This window comes from Marinobacterium sp. NO-S09, from assembly GCF_059179545.1.
Map to the genome: position 1 here is coordinate 3,130,247 of NZ_CP168954.1, position 17,869 is coordinate 3,148,115.

Sequence of the window (17,869 nt, forward strand, 5' to 3'; positions counted from 1 at the left end):
ATACGTCAAATGACGTATCCCACCGAGGGAAGGCGTTATTGCAGGAGGAGTTCGACCATTGCTCGGCGGGCCTCGGGGATCTGCTCCATAGGAGTCACCAGCCCCTGTTTCAGTGCCTGATGGGCCTGGGACTCGGGCGCGTGCCGGTTAATCAGTTCGATCGCGGTGCGCGCGATCCGCTTGGCGTTGTCCGCATTATGCATCAGGTTGGCAATGGCCAGTTCGGCCGTCACATGGTCCTCTTTGGGGTTCCAGCTATCGTAGTCCGTCACCATCGCCAAAGAGGCATAGGCCATCTGCGCTTCCCGGGCCAGGCGGGCTTCCGGCATGTTCGTCATGCCAATCACACTCGCCCCCATCTGGCGATACCACTGTGACTCGGCGCGGGTGGAGAACTGCGGCCCCTCCATGCAAACGTAAGTGCCGCCGGTGTGCAGGTTGGGCGCGTTTTCCTGAGCGGCAACGGCTTCCGCCAGCAGCTTCGAGAGCGCGGCGCACACCGGGTCGGCAAGCGCCACATGGGCCACTACCCCCTCGCCAAAGAAGGTGTTCACGCGGTGCCGTGTCAGGTCGATGTACTGGTCAGGAATCAGCATGTCGCGCGGCGCCACCTCGGCCTGCAGGGAGCCGACGGCCGAAAAGGACAGCAGATAACGCACTCCCATCTGCTTCATGGCATGGATATTGGCGCGGTAGGGCACTTCCGTGGGCAGGAAGCGATGATCGCGACCGTGCCGGGCCAGAAACACCACCGGCACACCGTCCATGTTGCCCGTGACCAGCGGGTCCGAGGGCGCTCCGAAGGGGGTATCGATGCTGTGCTCCTGTACGTCGGTCAGCCCTGGCATCTGGTACAGGCCACTGCCCCCAATGATGCCGATACGTGCTTGACTCATCTGTGTCTCCCTGTCGCCTGATTGTGAGCCTTTGATACTCCACGCTTTTCAGTATCAGATCAATCCATGCGCGGCTTACGCCGGCTGATCAAAGCCTTCCACGAAGCGTCGATCAATCCAGTCCTTGAGCCGCCAGACCCATCGTCCTGAAAACGCCAGAGGGCCATAGCTTCCAATGGCGCTGCCCTGACCACAGGACAGCAGATAGAGCGCATAAGGGCGAGGGTTGAACGGCTTCAGCGGGCGCTGATCGAGGGCCGCCTTCAGATTATGGGTCAGAATGGGCCCGGCCCTGACCGCATGCACACCGGAACGGCTAAGCCGGCCATCCTGCCGACTGCACACATCGCCGGCGGCAAATACCTCGGGGTGGGACAGACTCTGGTGACAGGGCGTCACGCTGACAAAGCCTTCCGTATCCAGCGTCAGCCCGCTGCCCTCAAGCCAGGACGCGGCTTTGGCCCCTGTTGCGACCAGCACGAGATCGGCCTCAATCACCTGCCCGGCCGACGTCATCAGTCGTCCCTGCCGCACATCGGCCCGCGCATCCATCCGCGTGATACCGGCCTGCGCCAACTGCTTGCGTACCCTGCGCCGAACGCCGGCATGGAACTCCGGCAGCACGCCCTTATCGCCCGCCACCAGTGAAACCCTGAAGTTTTTGCCGTCTGCAGGCGTGGTTTTTAGCGACTGTCGGATCGCCATGGCCAGCTCGACACCGCCCGCACCACCACCCACCACGGCAATATGTCCCCCCGGTGCCGATATCAACCGGGGTTGTACCTGCTGCCACTGCTCGCAAAAGGCCTCGATCGGTTTTACGGGCACCTGCTCACCCTCAAACGCTGTCAGTGTGCCCATCCGGGTTGAGGAGCCGGTATCAATCGACAGGTAGTCATAGCCCTCCACCACGCCGCTGTGCAGCTCAACAGTGCGGTCCGAAGCCTGCAGGCGAACGGCCCGATCCAGACACAGGCGACCGCCAGCAGCCGCCACCAGCGGCGCCACATTGATACGGCATTGATCAAGCGCATATAGCCCGGCCACCCAGCCGGGGACCATGCCGGAGTAGTACTGCCAGACCGAGGGCGTAATCACCACCAGCTCGATATCCGAACGGGGCGAACGGGCCAGCTCACGCAGCACCAGCAGGTGTGCATGCCCCGCTCCCAACAGTACCAGCCGCTTCATGCCATATCCCTGTCGTTGATGTTCAAGGTGAGATCCTTGCAAGGCAGCTTATGCCCGATTTTGCCTCGGCGTCCAGCCTCAGCCTCGCCCTGCAAAAGACCACCCAATCGCCAACACACTCTTTTGACACGAAAAAAACAGAAATCAGTTGTAAGGAAAGGCGCACTTGGCTTGACTAACGGGTAAGCCAAACTGATTTTTTGATCGGGAGCCCGAGATGCTGTCCACCATAGAACTGCTTGAAGTCACCGACTTTCCCAGCCTTCAGCGTGCGCAAACGCAAACCTTGCAGGTCAACCTGGGCTATCGCTGCAACCAGACCTGCGTGCATTGTCACGTGAACGCCGGCCCCAACCGCACCGAAATGATGGACGACGCCCTGATCGACCTGATCCCGCACGTGCTGAAAGCGCGCAATATCGGCACGCTTGATCTGACCGGCGGCGCGCCGGAACTGCACCCCCGTTTCCGTGATCTGGTCAGGGAGGCACGGGCACTCGGGGTCAACGTGATTGACCGCTGTAACCTGACCATTCTGTTCGAAGATGATCAGAATGGGCTGGCCGAATTTCTGGCCGAACAGCAGGTTGAAGTGGTCGCCTCCCTGCCCTGCTATTCGGTTGAGAACGTCGACAAGCAGCGCGGCAAGGGCGTCTTTGACCTCAGCATTGAGGGGCTTCAGAAACTGAACGCACTGGGCTATGGCCAGCCAGACTCAAATCTGCTGCTGAATCTGGTCTACAACCCGCAGGGCCCTTTTTTGCCACCGCCACAGCAGGCGCTGGAAGCGGATTACCGGCGTGAGCTGGAAGAGCATTTCGGGATTCAGTTCAGCCAGCTTTTCACCATCACCAACATGCCGATCAAGCGCTTCGGCTCCATGCTGGTGTCCAAGGGACAGTTCGCGCCCTACATGCAACTCCTGAAGGACAACTTCAGCGAGGCCAATCTGGATAACCTGATGTGCCGCTCCACCATCAGCGTGGACTGGCAGGGCCGCCTGTATGACTGCGACTTCAACCAGCAGCTCGAGCTGGCCGTTCCGGGCCAGACCCGCACACTGAAGGACCTGCTGGAAGCCGATCTCGACGGCCACTCGATCTGCACCGCCGACCACTGTTATGGCTGCACGGCCGGACAGGGCAGCAGTTGTGGCGGCGCACTGGGAGATTAAGCATGAAAAAGCTGCTCATACTGGCGGCCATTGCGGCTGTCGCCGTCGCCTTCTTCATGCTGGACCTGCACCAGTGGCTTACACTGGAGGGCCTCAAGTCCGGTTTGGGCCGGTTTGAGAGCTGGCGCAGCGAAGCACCTCTGCTGACGGCAGGCGGGTTCTTCCTGCTCTACGTTATTGTTACCGCGCTCTCCCTGCCGGGTGCAGCCGTAATGACGCTGGCCGGTGGTGCGCTGTTCGGGCTTTGGCAGGGCCTGCTACTGGTCTCCTTTGCCTCTACCATCGGAGCGACGCTGGCCTTTCTGGTTTCCCGTTACCTGCTTCAGAGCTGGGTGCAGTCCCGGTTTGGCAACCGGTTGAGTGCCATCAACCGCGGCATCGAGCGAGACGGCGCCTTCTATCTGTTTACCCTGCGCCTGGTGCCCGCGTTTCCCTTCTTCCTGATCAACCTGCTGATGGGGCTGACGCCGATCAAGGCCTGGACCTTCTACTGGGTGAGTCAGGTCGGCATGCTGGCCGGCACGCTGGTGTACGTGAATGCCGGTACCCAGATCGCGCAACTGGAAAGCCTGTCCGGCATCCTCTCACCGGACCTGCTGATCTCCTTCGCGCTGCTGGGCCTGTTCCCGCTGTTGGCCAAGAAACTGATCGGCTGGATTCAGCGCCGCCGGGTGTATGGCCGCTGGCAGAAACCGGCCCGGTTTGACCGCAACCTGATCGTGATCGGCGCCGGTGCCGGCGGGCTGGTATCCGCCTATATTGGCGCGGCCGTCAAAGCGAAAGTGACCCTGATCGAAGCGCACAAGATGGGCGGCGACTGCCTGAACTATGGCTGCGTGCCTAGCAAGGCATTAATCAAAAGCGCCCGGGTAGCCCACCAGATGCGGCAGGCGGAGCGGTATGGGCTGGAGGCCTCCTCACCCCGGTTCTCGTTCCGTGCCGTTATGGCCCGCATCCACGCGGTCATTCGTCAGGTGGAGCCCCATGACAGCGTCGAACGCTACACCAATCTGGGCGTTGAAGTACTGCAGGGCCATGCACAACTGGTTGACCCCTGGACTGTGGAGATCCGCCTGCACGAAGGCGAGACCCTGCGCCTGACAGCCCGCAGCATCATTCTGGCAACAGGTGCCAGCCCGGCTGTGCCGCCCCTGCCCGGACTGGACGACACCGGCTACGTCACCAGCGATACGCTCTGGGACCGGTTTGCCGAGCGGGATACGCCCCCCGAACGTCTGGTGGTGCTGGGCGGCGGCCCCATCGGCTGCGAGCTGTCACAAAGCTTTGCGCGGCTGGGTTCAAAGGTGACCCAGGTCGAGCGCGGACAGCGCCTGATGGCACGGGAAGATCCCGAGGTTGCCGAGCTGGTGCAGACATCGCTGCAGGATGATGGCGTGCAGATCCTGACGGAGCATGGTGCGCTGCGAACGGAGCGGCGCGACGGATGCAACTACCTGATCTGTGATCATCAGGGCCAGGAAGTGGTGCTGCCGTTCGATGAACTGCTGATCGCGGTGGGCCGACAGCCGCGCCTGACCGGCTACGGCCTGGAAACGCTCGGCATCGAAACGCAGCGCACCCTGACCACCAATGCTTATCTGGAAACCCTCTACCCCAACATCTACGCGGTCGGGGATGTGGCCGGCCCCTATCAGTTCACCCATACCGCGGCCCATCAGGCATGGTACGCCGCCGTCAACGCGCTATTTGGGCAGTTCAAGCGTTTCCGTGCCGACTACCGCGTGATCCCCTGGACCACCTTCACCGACCCGGAAGTGGCCCGTGTCGGACTCAGCGAGCAGGAAGCAATCGAGCGAAGCATCCCGCACGAAGTCACTCGCTATGGGCTGGACGATCTGGACCGCGCCATTGCAGAAAGCGAGCGCAAGGGCTTCATCAAAGTCCTGACCGAACCGGGCAAGGACCGCATTCTGGGGGCCTGCATCGTCGGTGAGCATGCCGGCGAGCTGCTGGCAGAGTTCGTCCTCGCCATGAAGCACGGGCTGGGGTTCAACAAGATACTGGGCACCATTCACACCTACCCGACCTGGGCCGAAGCCAACAAGTATGCTGCGGGTGAATGGAAAAAGGCCCACGCCCCAGACGCGGTCCTGAAATGGCTGGAACGCTATCACGCATGGAGGCGGGGCTAGCATGAGCAACACGAGCTTCGATTGGGCCATTGTGGTGCCGGTGTTGAACGAGATCGACACCCTGCCCGACCTGCTCGACCACCTGCAGATCTGGCAACAGCACGGTGCAGAGGTGCTGCTGGTGGATGGCGGCAGCCGGGATGGAACGACAACGGCCGCCCATGAGCGCGGCTTCCGGGTGATTTCCGCCCCGCCGGGGCGCGCCAGCCAGATGAACGCCGGTGCCCATCACACCCGGGCCGCGCATCTGGTGTTTCTGCATGCAGATACCCGTCTGCCCGAGCACGCGGACCAGCGGATTCAGTCCGCGCTCGCCCACTCTGCCCTTGCCTGGGGGCGCTTCGATGTGCGCATTGAAGGCCGGTCTCGCCTGCTGCCGGTCGTCGCCTTCCTGATGAACCTGCGCTCCCGCCTGAGCGGCATAGCCACAGGAGATCAGGCGCTGTTCATCACGCGGGCGCTGTTCGAGCAGGTGGGCGGTTTTCCCGCTCAGCCACTGATGGAGGATATTGAAATCAGCAAGCGGCTGAAACGCATCAGCACCCCTGTCTGCTTACGCGCCAGGGTACGCACCTCCGGTCGACGCTGGGACCAGCGCGGCAGTTGGCGCACCATTGTGCTGATGTGGCAACTGCGCTGGGCCTACTGGCGCGGAACCCCTGCCCAGCAGCTGGCGGAGCGTTATCGATGAACACCACGCGCATTATTGTGATCGCCAAGGAACCCATTCCCGGCTTTGCCAAGACACGCCTTATACCGGCCCTGGGCGCGGACGCGGCGGCAGCATTGGCAGACCGCCTGTTACAGCATGCCCTGAGCCAGGCACTGGCCGCGGATCTGGGCCCGGTCGAGCTCTGTGTTGCCCCTCACCGGGACGCGGCCTACTGGCAACAATACCTGCAGAACGGCAACGTGACGCTGACCCAGCAAGCGGAGGGCGATCTGGGCGTGCGCATGATGCGCGCCGCCGAACAGGGCCTTCGACACGGCTGTCCTGTCATGCTGATCGGCACCGATTGCCCGGGGCTGAACGCCCGGCGACTGCGCGCCCTTGCCGAGGCGCTGTCACGGCATGATGCCTGCCTCTGCCCGGTCAGCGACGGAGGCTACGCCCTGCTGGGGCTGCATCAGGCGCACCCTTTGCTGTTTACCGATATGCCCTGGAGCACGCCGGACGTGGCCCGCCTGACGCGGGAGCGGCTACAGCAACTGAACTGGCGCTGGGCCGAATGCGAGCCGCTTTGGGATGTGGATGAGCCCAACGACCTCATCAGGCTCAGAGCTGGCTATCCAGAACTGGCAGAGTACCCGGAACTGGCAGGAGAGCCGTCATGAAGCAGATCGGATGGGCCGCAGCACTGCTGATCGCCCCTGTGTGCAGCGCCGCTGAGGGTGTAATTGAGGTGGGCAATTTCAGCCAGTACAGACAGATGCCCGCGCCACCCTGGCAACTGGTCCGTTTTGATGACGACATTCCACCCACCCGATACGCACTGCAGCAGCATGAGAGCGTGCACGCCGTCGAGGCCCGGGCCGAAGCCAGCATGGCCCTGCTGGCTCGCCCGCTGACGATCAACCTGCAGCAGACGCCGGTCCTCTGCTGGCGCTGGTGGGTAGACGCCCCCATCGAACAGGCCGATATGACCCGCAAGTCCGGCGATGACTATGCCGCCCGTGTGTACGTCACCTTTGATCTGCCGGACAGCGCCCTGAGTCTGGGCACCCGCATCAAGCTGGGGCTGGCGCGTGCCGTGCACGGCGATGATCTGCCCGCCGCCGCCATCAACTATGTGTGGGACAACCGCCACCCCGTTGGCACCACTCAGCCCAACGCCTACACCGACCGTGCCCAGATGCTGGTGCTGCAGAGCGGAGCCGACAACAGCGGACGCTGGATTGAACAGCGGCGCAACCTGCTGACTGACCTGCAGCAGCTATTCGAGGCCGATACCGGCGTAACGCGGCAACTGGCTGTCGCCTCGGACACGGACAACACCGGCGCCACCGCCCGTGCCCGTTTTGCGGACCTTCACCTGGTACCCGCCGACCAGCCCTGCCAATTCCCGCCTCAGCGCTGAGCCCGTTCAATTGGCCGCTTACCAGAGATCGCCATACCGCTCGCGGTGACAGAGGTACAGCCGTAACTCAAACTCGAGCTGATGGTAATCCGACTCCATGTAGCAGCAGATGGACTGACCGTTGCAGGATACTGCGCAGGGCAAAGCGGCAAAACGCGCAAGCTCGTTTTCACCGGAAGAGAATGGCTGTGATATCTCGATTTATCCCTCAGTGGTATACGTCAAATGACGAAGTGGATGGGTCACAGGGGGTGCAACACCGCAGGCAGAGGCCCTGTATACCCGGCTTATGGACCAGCGCTATAATCACGGCCTCACTCGATACCACTCACCGGTTGAAGCCTGAACTTCGGATATACTGCCGTGCGCCCACGTCGTCCTACAAAAAAAAGCCCTGCCCAATCTGATCGCAAAGGCCTGCACCCCAGAAATCTGCACAAGCAAGGCTATGACTTTCCAGCGCTGCTCAACAGCTACCCTCCGCTGGCCCAATATGTCAGCAAGAATGCGTATGGCAACCTGTCTATCGACTTCGCCGACCCGCTGGCGGTAAAAGCCCTGAATGCCGCGCTGTTAAAGCTGCATTACAGCATTGATGACTGGGATATTCCTGAAGGCGCGTTGTGCCCGCCCATTCCCGGACGAGCCGACTACATCCATTACATTGCAGACCTGCTTGAGCTTGGCGCGCCTGATGCCAATCAAGCTGATACTTCGCCCGGCATCACCCTGCTGGACATCGGCACGGGGGCCAATGGCATCTACCCGCTACTCGCCTGCCAGCTATACGGCTGGCAGTGCGTGGGCTCTGATATCAACCCGCAATCACTGGACAACGTCGCCGCGATTATCGCCAAAAACCCCGGTCTGCGCTTCACCCTGCGTACGCAACACGACAAACATCACATCTTTGACGGGATTATTCAGGACGGCGAGTTTTTTGATGTGAGCGTGTGCAACCCGCCCTTCCACGCTTCCCAGGAGGAAGCGCTCAAAGGCACCCGGCGTAAACTCAACAACCTGGCACGTAACCGTGGTGATAAAACGGCCACTTCGGCCAAGCTGAACTTCGGCGGCAAGGCAGCGGAACTCTGGTGCAAGGGCGGCGAACAGACTTTCCTTAAAAAGATGATTAAAGAAAGCCTCGCCTTTTCAACACAATGCCGCTGGTTTACCAGCCTGGTATCGAAAGCCGAAAACCTCAAGCCTGCCACCAAGCTGATCCGCAAACTTGGCGCCGTTGAAGTGCGAGAAATCGAGATGAAACAGGGTAATAAAATCACCCGCATACTGGCATGGACATTTATCTGACTGATCCTGTACGTGCCGCCATCCCATTAAATTTCACCAGAGATCGCCAAAGCGATCGCGATGACAGAGGTACAGGCGTAACTCAAACTCCAGCTGATGGTAGTCCGGCTCCATATGGCAGCAGAGTTTATAGAACGCCTTGCCGTGATCTTTTTCCCTCAGGTGCGCCAGCTCATGCACTAGGATCATGCGCAGAAAAGGCTCGGGCACCTTGCGAAACAGGGATGAAACCCGGATCTCGTTTTTGGATTTCAGCTTCTTGCCCTGTACCCGTGAAGCATAGGTATGCAGGCCCAGCGCATTATTGATGATGTGAATCTTGTCGTCGTAGATCACCTTGCTGATCGGCGATGAACTGCGCATATATTCATTCTTGATCGCCTGGGCATAGTCATACAACGCACGCTCAGAGCCGAGACTGTGCGCCTGCGGGTACTTCCTCAACAGCCAATCGCCGGAACGCTGGTTGTCCAGCAGCGCCTGCACCTGTTGCTGAACGTCCGGGCTGTAGCCGCCGAGATATTTGGATACCATGGGTTTACTCATTCAATACTCAGACACGCAAACGCTCACACTCAGCGGGATGACACAGAGATCAATCATGAGCTTCATAAGCGCCCCTGTTGGAAAGGGTTATTGACTGGCATTTTACCTGTGTGGCCGGCAAACGGAACAAGGGGCTGAAATCACTTGTGACTGGCAACAGACTCAAAAATCGTTCACTATCAGGAACACTATGGATCGGCCGTTGCAGGAGACTGCGCACGGCTAAGCTGCAAAACGCGCAAGCTCGTTTTCACCGGAAGAGAATGGCTGTGATATCTCGATTTATCTTTTCTCTTCAGGTAGTTACGAAAGCTTTCATAGTCATAGGCTGAGAGCAAATATGCGCATGCGCAGTATTATATTGTTATATTTCGGGAGTTTATCTATGGCTCAGGTAAACCAGGTTGAGAGAGCCTCTCGCGCATGGCCTGTTCTCGTTGCGGTAGCGAGAGACAAGAAAACTATTACATATGGCGAGTTAGCAAGGGCGCTCGGAATACATCACAGGCCGATTCGCTACGTTCTCGGGATAATTCAAGATTTTTGTCTATCCGAGAAACTTCCGCCACTTACCATATTGGTAGTGAGTCAGTCTGGTGAGCCCGGAACCGGATTCATCGCTCACAGTTTCGACGATCTTGCTACGGGCTATGAAACTGTTTGGGAGTACAACTGGGACAACATAGAAAATCCGTTTCTGTTCTCGGCGGATGGCACATCGTTTGATGATCTAACCAAACGTTTAGTTCAAGATCCAGCTGATTCAGAGGAAGTATATGCAAAGGTCAAGTCGCGTGGAATCAAACAATTGCTCTTTCGAAGTGCGGTTCTTCGTGCGTATAGGTATAAGTGTGCTTTTACGGAAATTAGTTTTCCAGAAACGCTTGAAGCCTGTCATATTATTCCCTGGTCTCAAGCTACCAATGCGCAGCGTCTAGATGTTCGTAATGGCATCCTCCTAAACAGCTTTCACCACAAGCTCTTTGATAGAGGACTGATTACCCTAACCGAGGATCATGAGATACACTATTTCGATCCGAGAAATGAGGAAGGCGAATACTCAAAATTGGATAAACTCCTTACGTCTCGACTTCACGGCAATAAAATACATTTACCATTTCAGAAAAAACAACGGCCATTAGTAGAGTATGTAAAAAGGCATCATGCTATTCAGGGTTGGAATATTTAGGTCCTAAATATAACTACCGGCTGTACAGCGACCGATTTTCCGCCGCTTCGCGGCTCCAAACCGGCGCATGAGCCGGGCGTTACAAATCGAAGGGAATATCGTGCAAGTATTCGCTAATCTACATGATTGTAAGCACTGTTCTGGTACGGGAACGTGTACTAATGGAAAGGATGGAGCCTCCTGCCTGGCATGTGCTAAGAGAAATGAACTCTGGTTCTGGCAGCTCAGAAATCAACATGGCCTAATGTGTGGTTCCTGCGGTGGTATAGGCAAAGCCGAACCTATGACAGAACGGCTTAATAAGCGAGCAGCACCTGTCCTAGCTATTCTGTTCACATTTGGAATATTGACACTAATCACTTTTGCTACTCTTACAAAGAGTCCCTACTTCTCGGAAATTTTAGCATTTGGTAGTGCCATCATTGGTTCTGTCGCAGGCTATTATTTCTCAAGGTCGAGAAGTGATTTATAACTAGGCACAGCAGTCGCTCCTTTGGTCGCTGGGAGCAGCAAAACGCAGCGCCTATTTTCCGGCTCCTGTGTGCGTCGTTATAAAAACCAAGAATTGTAAGTCGAACGAGAACCAAAAGAGAGTAGTCATGGAATTTGGTGAATTCTACAAGCGACTAGGACTAAACGAATATCCGTTTTCAACATACACTTCAGAGAACGAAGTTGATAAGCTTGATGACTTATTCGTGATTCCGCCAAGCTACGATCCGCTTTTGGAGAGCTATAAGCGGAAGTCAACACTGGTGTTAAGTGGTGAGCGGGGAACAGGAAAAACTTTTTTAGTTAATAGGCTTTCTAGTAGCCCATCGAAAGATGAACTATTAATCTCTTTAGCTGATTATTCAGAGCTAAAAATCAAGCCATCAACTAAAGAAATTCATATATTTCTTATAAGGAATATAGCAGAAGAACTATTCTCTAAATTGACCACTGATAGAAAACGCATTGAAAAATCAAGTGAAGAGCAAAAGCTACTACTCTCATACTTGTTGAGTCGCTACGTTTCAAATATATCTAAAGCAAAACTACGAAGCGATATCGAAAAAATACAAATTGGTAAAACTAAAAGAGCAGCAAAATGGATTTATAACAAATTCAGAGGGGTTTTGAACTGGGGTGCAACCGCTACGACATCTATAGTGTCAGACCTAGTGTCTAAACATTTTTCCTCACTTCCACCTATTGATGAAGGAAAGGTTAAGGACTTCTTCCCAGAAATTAACGTTGGAGCGAAAACGGACTTTGTTGACCAGAAAGAATCGTTTGTCTTTTTTGACCGACTTCTTTCGTTGGTTCACTCTCTTGGGTATACACGGTTAACAATCATTCTGGACAAGCTAGACGAAGATGACAGATTTAATAATGACGCACAAAAGGTATCTGATTTCATAGAACCAATATTAAAAGACAGCAAATTGCTTTTGCATGATAAACTTCAAATCGTCATTTCCGTCTGGTCAGTGCCTTATCGTTTCCTAAAGGATAAATTTCGAACTCAAAAGCATGATACTCACACAATCGAATGGACAGATGAAAAGCTGATCCTAGTGCTTAATAGCAGGCTTGATGCATACTCAGACGGCAAAATCGTTAGTATTGAAAAGATACTTAATAATAACGAAAACAGACTCTTATACAAGATTATCCCGCTTGCAAACAAAAATCCTCGTGACCTTTGGCATATCATGGATTCGATATTAAAATCACAATATGAATTGGATGAAAATTCAAAAGTAACAGAGCAAGCGGTTGATGTTGGTGTAGATCGGTTTGTTAAAAATTTTAATTACTACGAATACTACCCAAGAAAAGCTAATGCAAGGGCAAACACCATGGATATTTACTCATATGTACAGCACTTGCAGAAACTCGACTCCCCCATTTTTTCAAAGAACAAACTCAACGAAAAAGCAAAAACTGGTGGATCTACAGACAACTATGTCACTAACATGGAAAAAATTGGTTTAATCAAGAAGACAGGGCAAAAAACAGCTGGAGGTGGAGTTGAATATATTATAGCCGATCCTAAAGTTGTTTATGCAATGGAGAAAGGCATTAAAATTCAACCATAGATTTATAAGAAACTATTCAACGAACGCCAGCAAGCTGCCTCGGACCTCCTAAATGCTTCGCATTTCTCTGGCTCGTTATTGCGGCGCTATGAAATTAGGAATAGTTTTCGAGGGCTGGCGAATAGGGATCAGAAGGTACGGTAAATGAGTATAAAAATTGAATCTAGTGATCTGAAAGATCGGCAAAAGGCTTTGCATGAAGCAATAGAAAGTCTGATGACAAAGCTGCCAGATGAAAGCGCAACACGAAAACAGTTAGCTAACCATCGGGAGCTTTTTGATGATGCCGTTAATTATCTCTCAAATTCAGAACAAAGGCTGGCATTTATCGGAAACATCGGTACCGGAAAGACAACCGCCATATGCCACCTACTTGGTTTGCTGGATGGAGAAGAACCAATTCTAAGTACAGGCAGCGGTCGAACCACACTTTGCGAAGTCGAAATCTCCGCTGGTTCCCAACTGGAGATCGAAGTAACTCCGCATTCCGAAGCCGAGGTAAAGAGCTACCTCACAGACTTTGCTCAGTACTTACATGTATCAGATATTGTAGAATCTGATAATTCAGAGTCATTTAAACTAAGTGCCGAAGTTGAAAGAGCGCTCCGTAACATGCTCGACCTCCGGATATCACGAACGAAAAACCCCGAAGGCAAGCGAATCACTACAGATAACGCTAAAAAATTTGCTGCCGATTACCAATCTGTCGAATCGTTAGCTGAGGGATTGTTGGAACGTATTAATTTACCCGCTCGTCATCAGACGCGATTCATTAATGATGTTGGGATAGAGCAAAATGAGTGGCTGCATAAAACTTTCAAAGCCATCAATAGCTGCACTCATCCAAGCGTTGGTTTATCTAAGCGTATACGTGTATTAGTCCCGGTAGGATTCTTCGAAAATATCAATTACGCTCTGTCAGTAATTGATACAAAGGGTGTCGATCAGACGGTTAACCGTGCCGACCTTGATCGCTGCCTTACCGACAATCGTACCGTCAGTGTACTGTGCTGCCGATTTAATGAAGCACCCGATAAAACAATGTCAGGGTTACTAAAGCTTGCCAAGGACGCAGGCCTAAACCAACGAGTTGCCAAAGAAACAGTTCTGTTAATTCTGGATAGGGATAGTGAAGCTGAAAAAGTTATCGATATTGATGAACCTATTGGTGACAAAACTGAGGGACGCGAAATCCGTGCTGAGCAGGTGGTTAATGATCTAAAACACACGCTACAATTGGACAATCTGGATGTACAATTTTTCGATGTGAAGTCTGATGACCCTAAGAAAGTCATCAAACTATTGGTCGAAAAAGTTTCTGTGCTACGTGACCAGTATGCCGAGGAAATTGTCGATATCGAGAAGGCTATTAGCGACATCGAAACTGAATTCGTCTCTCAATCAGCTAAAGCGGCGAAGAATCAGGTCAAGAATACGCTGGACCCATGGATAAAAAAGGCTCAAGGCTGTTCTCCTTCGCTAAAAGAATATTTTTTACCATTGATTAATGACATCAAGAACAAGGGTACTTATGCCGCGAGTGTTCGAGCTAGTGTTAACCGTCGAGGAGAGTGGCACAACCTTGATTACTATCAGCTTTTAGCCAGCGGTGCTCGTGAGCAAGTTGTTGATCAAATCGGCACCCTAAAAGATGAATTTATTGTACTAATCGATAACATGCTTTCCCAAAATGAGCTTCAACCTGCCTATGCGCTGCTTAAACAGTTAAAACAAACAACTGAAAAACGACTTGGTGATATTTACCAAAAAGCGTTTGCTAAGGGGCGCGCTGTTTATGAAGAAAAGCTTTCATCAGATAATCTGCTCTGGAATGTTTTGTTTAAAGAGTGGGGGATGGGGCCTGGATACAAGGATAGAGTCTCCGCTAACTCTGAGAACTGGTTTCACACACTAAAATATCCAGAGTTTGAATCCAGCGTTACTCGGCAGGTAGTTGAGGAGTGGCAGCTTTATGTAAATGAAGTGCGAGATTTGTTGGGATCTGAATAGATATGCATAACAATCGCAGGCACGTGCGGCTGGGGTTAGGCTGCAATGGGCCAATTTCCATATAAACTGCCTATTCAGAGTCAACTCTCAATCCGATAGGACCTCCTCAAATCAAGACTTATTAAAGGCACAAAAAACGGGCCACAAGGGCCCGTTTTTATCGCTTACTGAACTTTAGGTTCAGATCGCGGAGATGTTCTCAGCCTGAGGACCTTTCTGGCCCTGAGTAACAGTAAACTGTACTTCTTGGCCTTCAGTCAGGTTTTTAAAACCGGAGCCAGTAATCGCACTGAAATGGGCGAAAACATCCGGACCACCGCCCTTCTGCTCGATGAAGCCAAAGCCTTTAGTTTCGTTGAACCATTTAACGGTGCCAGTAGTAATAGACATAATAATATTCTCGTTCAAATAATTTTTTGAACGCTTCAGCCAAAATACTGAAGCTGTTCGATTAATGCTTTAAATAATACAAGTACTTATGAAAAAAGAACGAGGAACATACTGTTTAGGCAGGACATCGAAAATGTGCATAAATGCAGGTCTTACTCTCAAGCAAAATCATCCTACGCTTATTTTCGTCCCGGTGATAGCTTTATTTAATTTATTTTAAAATAATACCGGAATTACAAATAAAACGCCTACTTTTCAACATGTTAGGTATTCTACCAAAAAGCACGTCTTCAGCGCAGTCCACAATGGAGAACCCATTTTCCTTTGCAGCCTGTGCTGTCGCCCGCAAAAGGCGTCCATCCAAGAAGGCCTCCTTGTACGGCTTCACATCAGAAGGCGTGCCTACTACAGAGTTTCCAACGCATCCGGATAGTGCTGCTCAAGCAACTCGTTAACAACCGCCAGGTTTTGACGGAGCATTTTAAGTCCAAGCAGGCGTGTTCGACTGAACTTGGCGTCCTTGGGTACGAGGCGCAGAATATAGGCCGAGCGTTTACCCTGGTGCACATTCTCGGACTTGTGAAAGAAGGCATTGCAGAAAAGCAGCGCATCACCGGCATCGAGTAAAGGCGTTACTTTCGTCCGCTCCAGGTAGTCGTATCCCTGCAAATAAGGGTGCTGGACTTGCTCACGAACTCCATCCTTAAGCCATGGCCTGGGAGCCGGCAGCTTCCTGTCGCTGCACATGCCAGGCCCCAATCAACAGAACACAACCAGTGCTGATCACTCCGAGCGTTATCAACAGGCCACTGAAATAGTGCCCCTGGGACTCAGCAAGATAGCCGACGACCATGGGAGCCAGCATCTGGGCGATACCATAGCCGAAGGTCAGACGCCCCATGGGGCGGGAAGGATTATCCGGGTAGAGGCGCCCCACCATGGCCAGAGTCATACTGACGATACCGATAAAACTGGCCCCGTATATCACCGCACTCAGCAGCACACCCGCCAGGCCTTCCATCAGCAACAGCAGGAGTACGCTCAACGCATTCAACAGGTAAGCCAATAGCAGCGCCAGCCAATCGCCCTGCCGTCTGACCATAAGATCCCACAACCAGCACCCCGGTGCAGCCGCAATGCCCGCGACCAGCCAGATCATCCACCCCTGCCCGGCCAGCAGCGGCGAGGCCTCAGCGATGGCCACCAGAAACGTCGCCGTCACAACATAACCAACACCGGCGCAGAAATAGGCCAGCTGTAGTAACAGCATAAACAGGCTAAGAGACGAAGAACCCTGGGTCTTGGGCACAGCAGAAGACACTGAGAGCCGATAATCCGGGCTCCAGCGCCATACAGGAAGCAGCAGCACACAGGCAGCTCCCGCATACAGGACCCATTGCTGATCCCAACTGAAGCGGGATCTGATCAGCTCCGCCAGAATTGCAGTCAGGACAATGCCAATCCCCAGCCCCGAAAAGAAAATACCCAGTTCGGGCTTGTGCCCCTGCCGCAGCAGCCAGCTCATCAACAGCCCTGCGCCGATCAGGACACCGGCCGAACTGCATAGACCCGACACAAACCTCAGCAGATACCAGGCCCAGGTCTGCTCGGTATAGCCCATCAACCCCGTTGTCAGTACAGCCCCCAGTAACCCCAATTGGTAAAGCCGAATTTTCAGCAGTGATGCCTGCAGGAAAGAGATCAACAATGCGCCACTCAGGTATCCCGCATAGTTGGCCGTTGCCAGCAGTCCAGCCAGGGTGTTATTCATCCCGGCGCCAGCCATCATTTCCGGAATCATGGGTGTGTAGGCAAAACGCGCAATGCCCACTGTGATCACCACCGCTGAAACACTGGCAATCAGTACACGCACCTTCTCAGTCAGCATTGTTCATCCTCCCCTTTTCCTGACAGGTATCAGACTAGGGTGTTAGCTGACCAAGTTCTGTATATATAATGACAATATATATATGAAAGACGACAAGCATTCACGACACTCCAGGCCCGCTTATGCAAGACGCTGTCGCCACACTCACCCCGCCCCAGATGCACGCCTTACCGCGACAGGTTTTTGTGCGCCAGCAAGAGATGCCCCCAAGGCACCTGTTTGCCTCACATAATCACCCCTGGCATCAATTGCTCTATGCCACCTCAGGCACGCTGGTGGCCAGCCTGAATGATCAGCGGCTGTTTGTCCCCTCTGGCTCTGCCGTCTGGCTTCCGGCAGGCGTTGAACACAGTACCTATACGGAGTTCGGAGCCGAGCTCAAAAGCCTCTACATCGACAGCGCATTTGATACCTTGGAAAACAGGCGCCCACTGGTGTTATCGGTTTCACCCTTGATGCGTGAGCTGATTCTGACCGCTGCCAACTTTGACAGCGAATACCCAGTGCACGGATATGAAAACGACCTGGTTCAGGTATTGCTGCAAACACTGGAGCGGCTGCCACAGCGAGGTCACACGCTGCCCTGGCCCAGTGAGCCGAGGCTGGCTGACCTCTGTAACGAGCTCTTTGCCAACCCGTCTCACCGGCCGGTACTGAATGAGGCGGCCCAGGCACTGGCCATGTCTGCACGTACCCTGGAACGGCATTTCCGGCAACAAACCGGCATAACACTCCAGGCCTGGTATTCGCGCATGCGTTTGATGAAAGCGATAGAGATGTTGAGCACGCCCATGAGCGTGACTCAAATAGCGCTGGAACTGGGCTACAGTGCGCCCGCGCCTTTCATTCAGATGTTTCGGGAAAAGATGGGAGTAAGCCCCAACCAATACCGTTCCAGAGGACCGCTTGGCTGAGGCATTGAAGACAAGAGGTGAGCCAGGAGTGGCACACCTGCACGG

General features: G+C 54.0%; 16 protein-coding genes. 10 read left to right on the top strand and 6 right to left on the bottom strand.

Annotated elements, in window-relative coordinates:
- Window positions 1–35 precede the first annotated feature (35 nt).
- Window positions 36–896 carry an S-methyl-5'-thioadenosine phosphorylase gene (gene mtnP / locus O3C79_RS14460; protein WP_494383676.1) on the bottom strand — a complete coding sequence of 287 codons (861 nt, stop codon included), beginning with the start codon at window positions 894–896 and terminating at the stop codon, window positions 36–38.
- A gap of 75 nt (window positions 897–971) precedes the next feature.
- A complete protein-coding gene (locus O3C79_RS14465; RefSeq protein ID WP_010321956.1) occupies window positions 972–2,087 on the bottom strand; it encodes an FAD-dependent oxidoreductase in 1,116 nt (371 codons plus the stop codon).
- Between the two features lie 217 nt (window positions 2,088–2,304).
- Between O3C79_RS14465 and arsS the strand changes: the two genes are divergently transcribed.
- The 6 genes from arsS to rlmF all read left to right on the top strand — a co-directional run bounded on the left by arsS (window position 2,305) and on the right by rlmF (window position 8,803).
- Window positions 2,305–3,261: an arsenosugar biosynthesis radical SAM (seleno)protein ArsS gene (arsS, locus tag O3C79_RS14470; RefSeq protein ID WP_494383677.1), complete on the top strand. Its 957-nt coding sequence runs from the start codon at window positions 2,305–2,307 to the stop codon at window positions 3,259–3,261.
- Window positions 3,262–3,263: 2 nt separating this feature from the next.
- Window positions 3,264–5,414 (top strand): dihydrolipoyl dehydrogenase family protein, encoded by a 2,151-nt coding sequence (locus O3C79_RS14475; RefSeq protein WP_494383678.1) that lies wholly within the window; start codon window positions 3,264–3,266, stop codon window positions 5,412–5,414.
- A 1-nt stretch (window position 5,415) separates the two neighbouring features.
- Window positions 5,416–6,105 carry a TIGR04283 family arsenosugar biosynthesis glycosyltransferase gene (locus O3C79_RS14480; RefSeq protein WP_494383679.1) on the top strand — a complete coding sequence of 230 codons (690 nt, stop codon included), beginning with the start codon at window positions 5,416–5,418 and terminating at the stop codon, window positions 6,103–6,105.
- A complete protein-coding gene (locus O3C79_RS14485; RefSeq protein ID WP_010321952.1) occupies window positions 6,102–6,749 on the top strand; it encodes a TIGR04282 family arsenosugar biosynthesis glycosyltransferase in 648 nt (215 codons plus the stop codon). The genes O3C79_RS14480 and O3C79_RS14485 overlap by 4 nt, the downstream gene beginning before the upstream one ends.
- Window positions 6,746–7,492: a DUF3047 domain-containing protein gene (locus tag O3C79_RS14490; RefSeq protein ID WP_494383680.1), complete on the top strand. Its 747-nt coding sequence runs from the start codon at window positions 6,746–6,748 to the stop codon at window positions 7,490–7,492. Before O3C79_RS14485 ends, O3C79_RS14490 begins: the two co-directional genes overlap by 4 nt.
- A 363-nt stretch (window positions 7,493–7,855) precedes the next feature.
- Entirely contained in the window at window positions 7,856–8,803 is a 948-nt protein-coding gene (gene rlmF, locus O3C79_RS14495; RefSeq protein WP_494383681.1) for a 23S rRNA (adenine(1618)-N(6))-methyltransferase RlmF, read from the top strand.
- A 33-nt stretch (window positions 8,804–8,836) separates the two neighbouring features.
- Here the strand turns inward: rlmF and O3C79_RS14500 are convergent, their stop codons facing one another.
- On the bottom strand, window positions 8,837–9,349 hold the full coding sequence (locus O3C79_RS14500) for a M48 metallopeptidase family protein (RefSeq protein ID WP_494383682.1): 513 nt from the start codon (window positions 9,347–9,349) through the stop codon (window positions 8,837–8,839).
- A gap of 385 nt (window positions 9,350–9,734) precedes the next feature.
- On the opposite strand from O3C79_RS14500, the gene O3C79_RS14505 reads away from it, so the two are divergent.
- The 3 genes from O3C79_RS14505 (at window position 9,735) to O3C79_RS14515 (ending at window position 14,632) form a co-directional block, all read left to right on the top strand.
- Window positions 9,735–10,538, top strand: a complete 804-nt coding sequence (locus O3C79_RS14505; RefSeq protein ID WP_494383683.1) for an HNH endonuclease — start codon at window positions 9,735–9,737, stop codon at window positions 10,536–10,538.
- A gap of 599 nt (window positions 10,539–11,137) precedes the next feature.
- A complete protein-coding gene (locus tag O3C79_RS14510; RefSeq protein ID WP_494383684.1) occupies window positions 11,138–12,622 on the top strand; it encodes an anti-phage protein in 1,485 nt (494 codons plus the stop codon).
- 144 nt (window positions 12,623–12,766) lie between these two features.
- Window positions 12,767–14,632, top strand: a complete 1,866-nt coding sequence (locus tag O3C79_RS14515; RefSeq protein ID WP_494383685.1) for a P-loop NTPase family protein — start codon at window positions 12,767–12,769, stop codon at window positions 14,630–14,632.
- Window positions 14,633–14,812: 180 nt separating this feature from the next.
- Here the strand turns inward: O3C79_RS14515 and O3C79_RS14520 are convergent, their stop codons facing one another.
- The 3 genes from O3C79_RS14520 to O3C79_RS14530 all read right to left on the bottom strand — a co-directional run bounded on the left by O3C79_RS14520 (window position 14,813) and on the right by O3C79_RS14530 (window position 16,910).
- Window positions 14,813–15,022, bottom strand: a complete 210-nt coding sequence (locus O3C79_RS14520; protein ID WP_494383686.1) for a cold-shock protein — start codon at window positions 15,020–15,022, stop codon at window positions 14,813–14,815.
- Window positions 15,023–15,427: 405 nt separating this feature from the next.
- On the bottom strand, window positions 15,428–15,691 hold the full coding sequence (locus O3C79_RS14525) for a hypothetical protein (protein WP_494383687.1): 264 nt from the start codon (window positions 15,689–15,691) through the stop codon (window positions 15,428–15,430).
- Window positions 15,692–15,725: 34 nt separating this feature from the next.
- The gene (locus O3C79_RS14530) at window positions 15,726–16,910 is read right to left on the bottom strand and encodes a YbfB/YjiJ family MFS transporter (RefSeq protein ID WP_494383688.1); all 1,185 of its coding nucleotides are present in this window, start codon (window positions 16,908–16,910) and stop codon (window positions 15,726–15,728) included.
- Window positions 16,911–17,032: 122 nt separating this feature from the next.
- Between O3C79_RS14530 and O3C79_RS14535 the strand changes: the two genes are divergently transcribed.
- Window positions 17,033–17,824 carry an AraC family transcriptional regulator gene (locus O3C79_RS14535; RefSeq protein WP_494383689.1) on the top strand — a complete coding sequence of 264 codons (792 nt, stop codon included), beginning with the start codon at window positions 17,033–17,035 and terminating at the stop codon, window positions 17,822–17,824.
- Window positions 17,825–17,869: the final 45 nt, after the last annotated feature.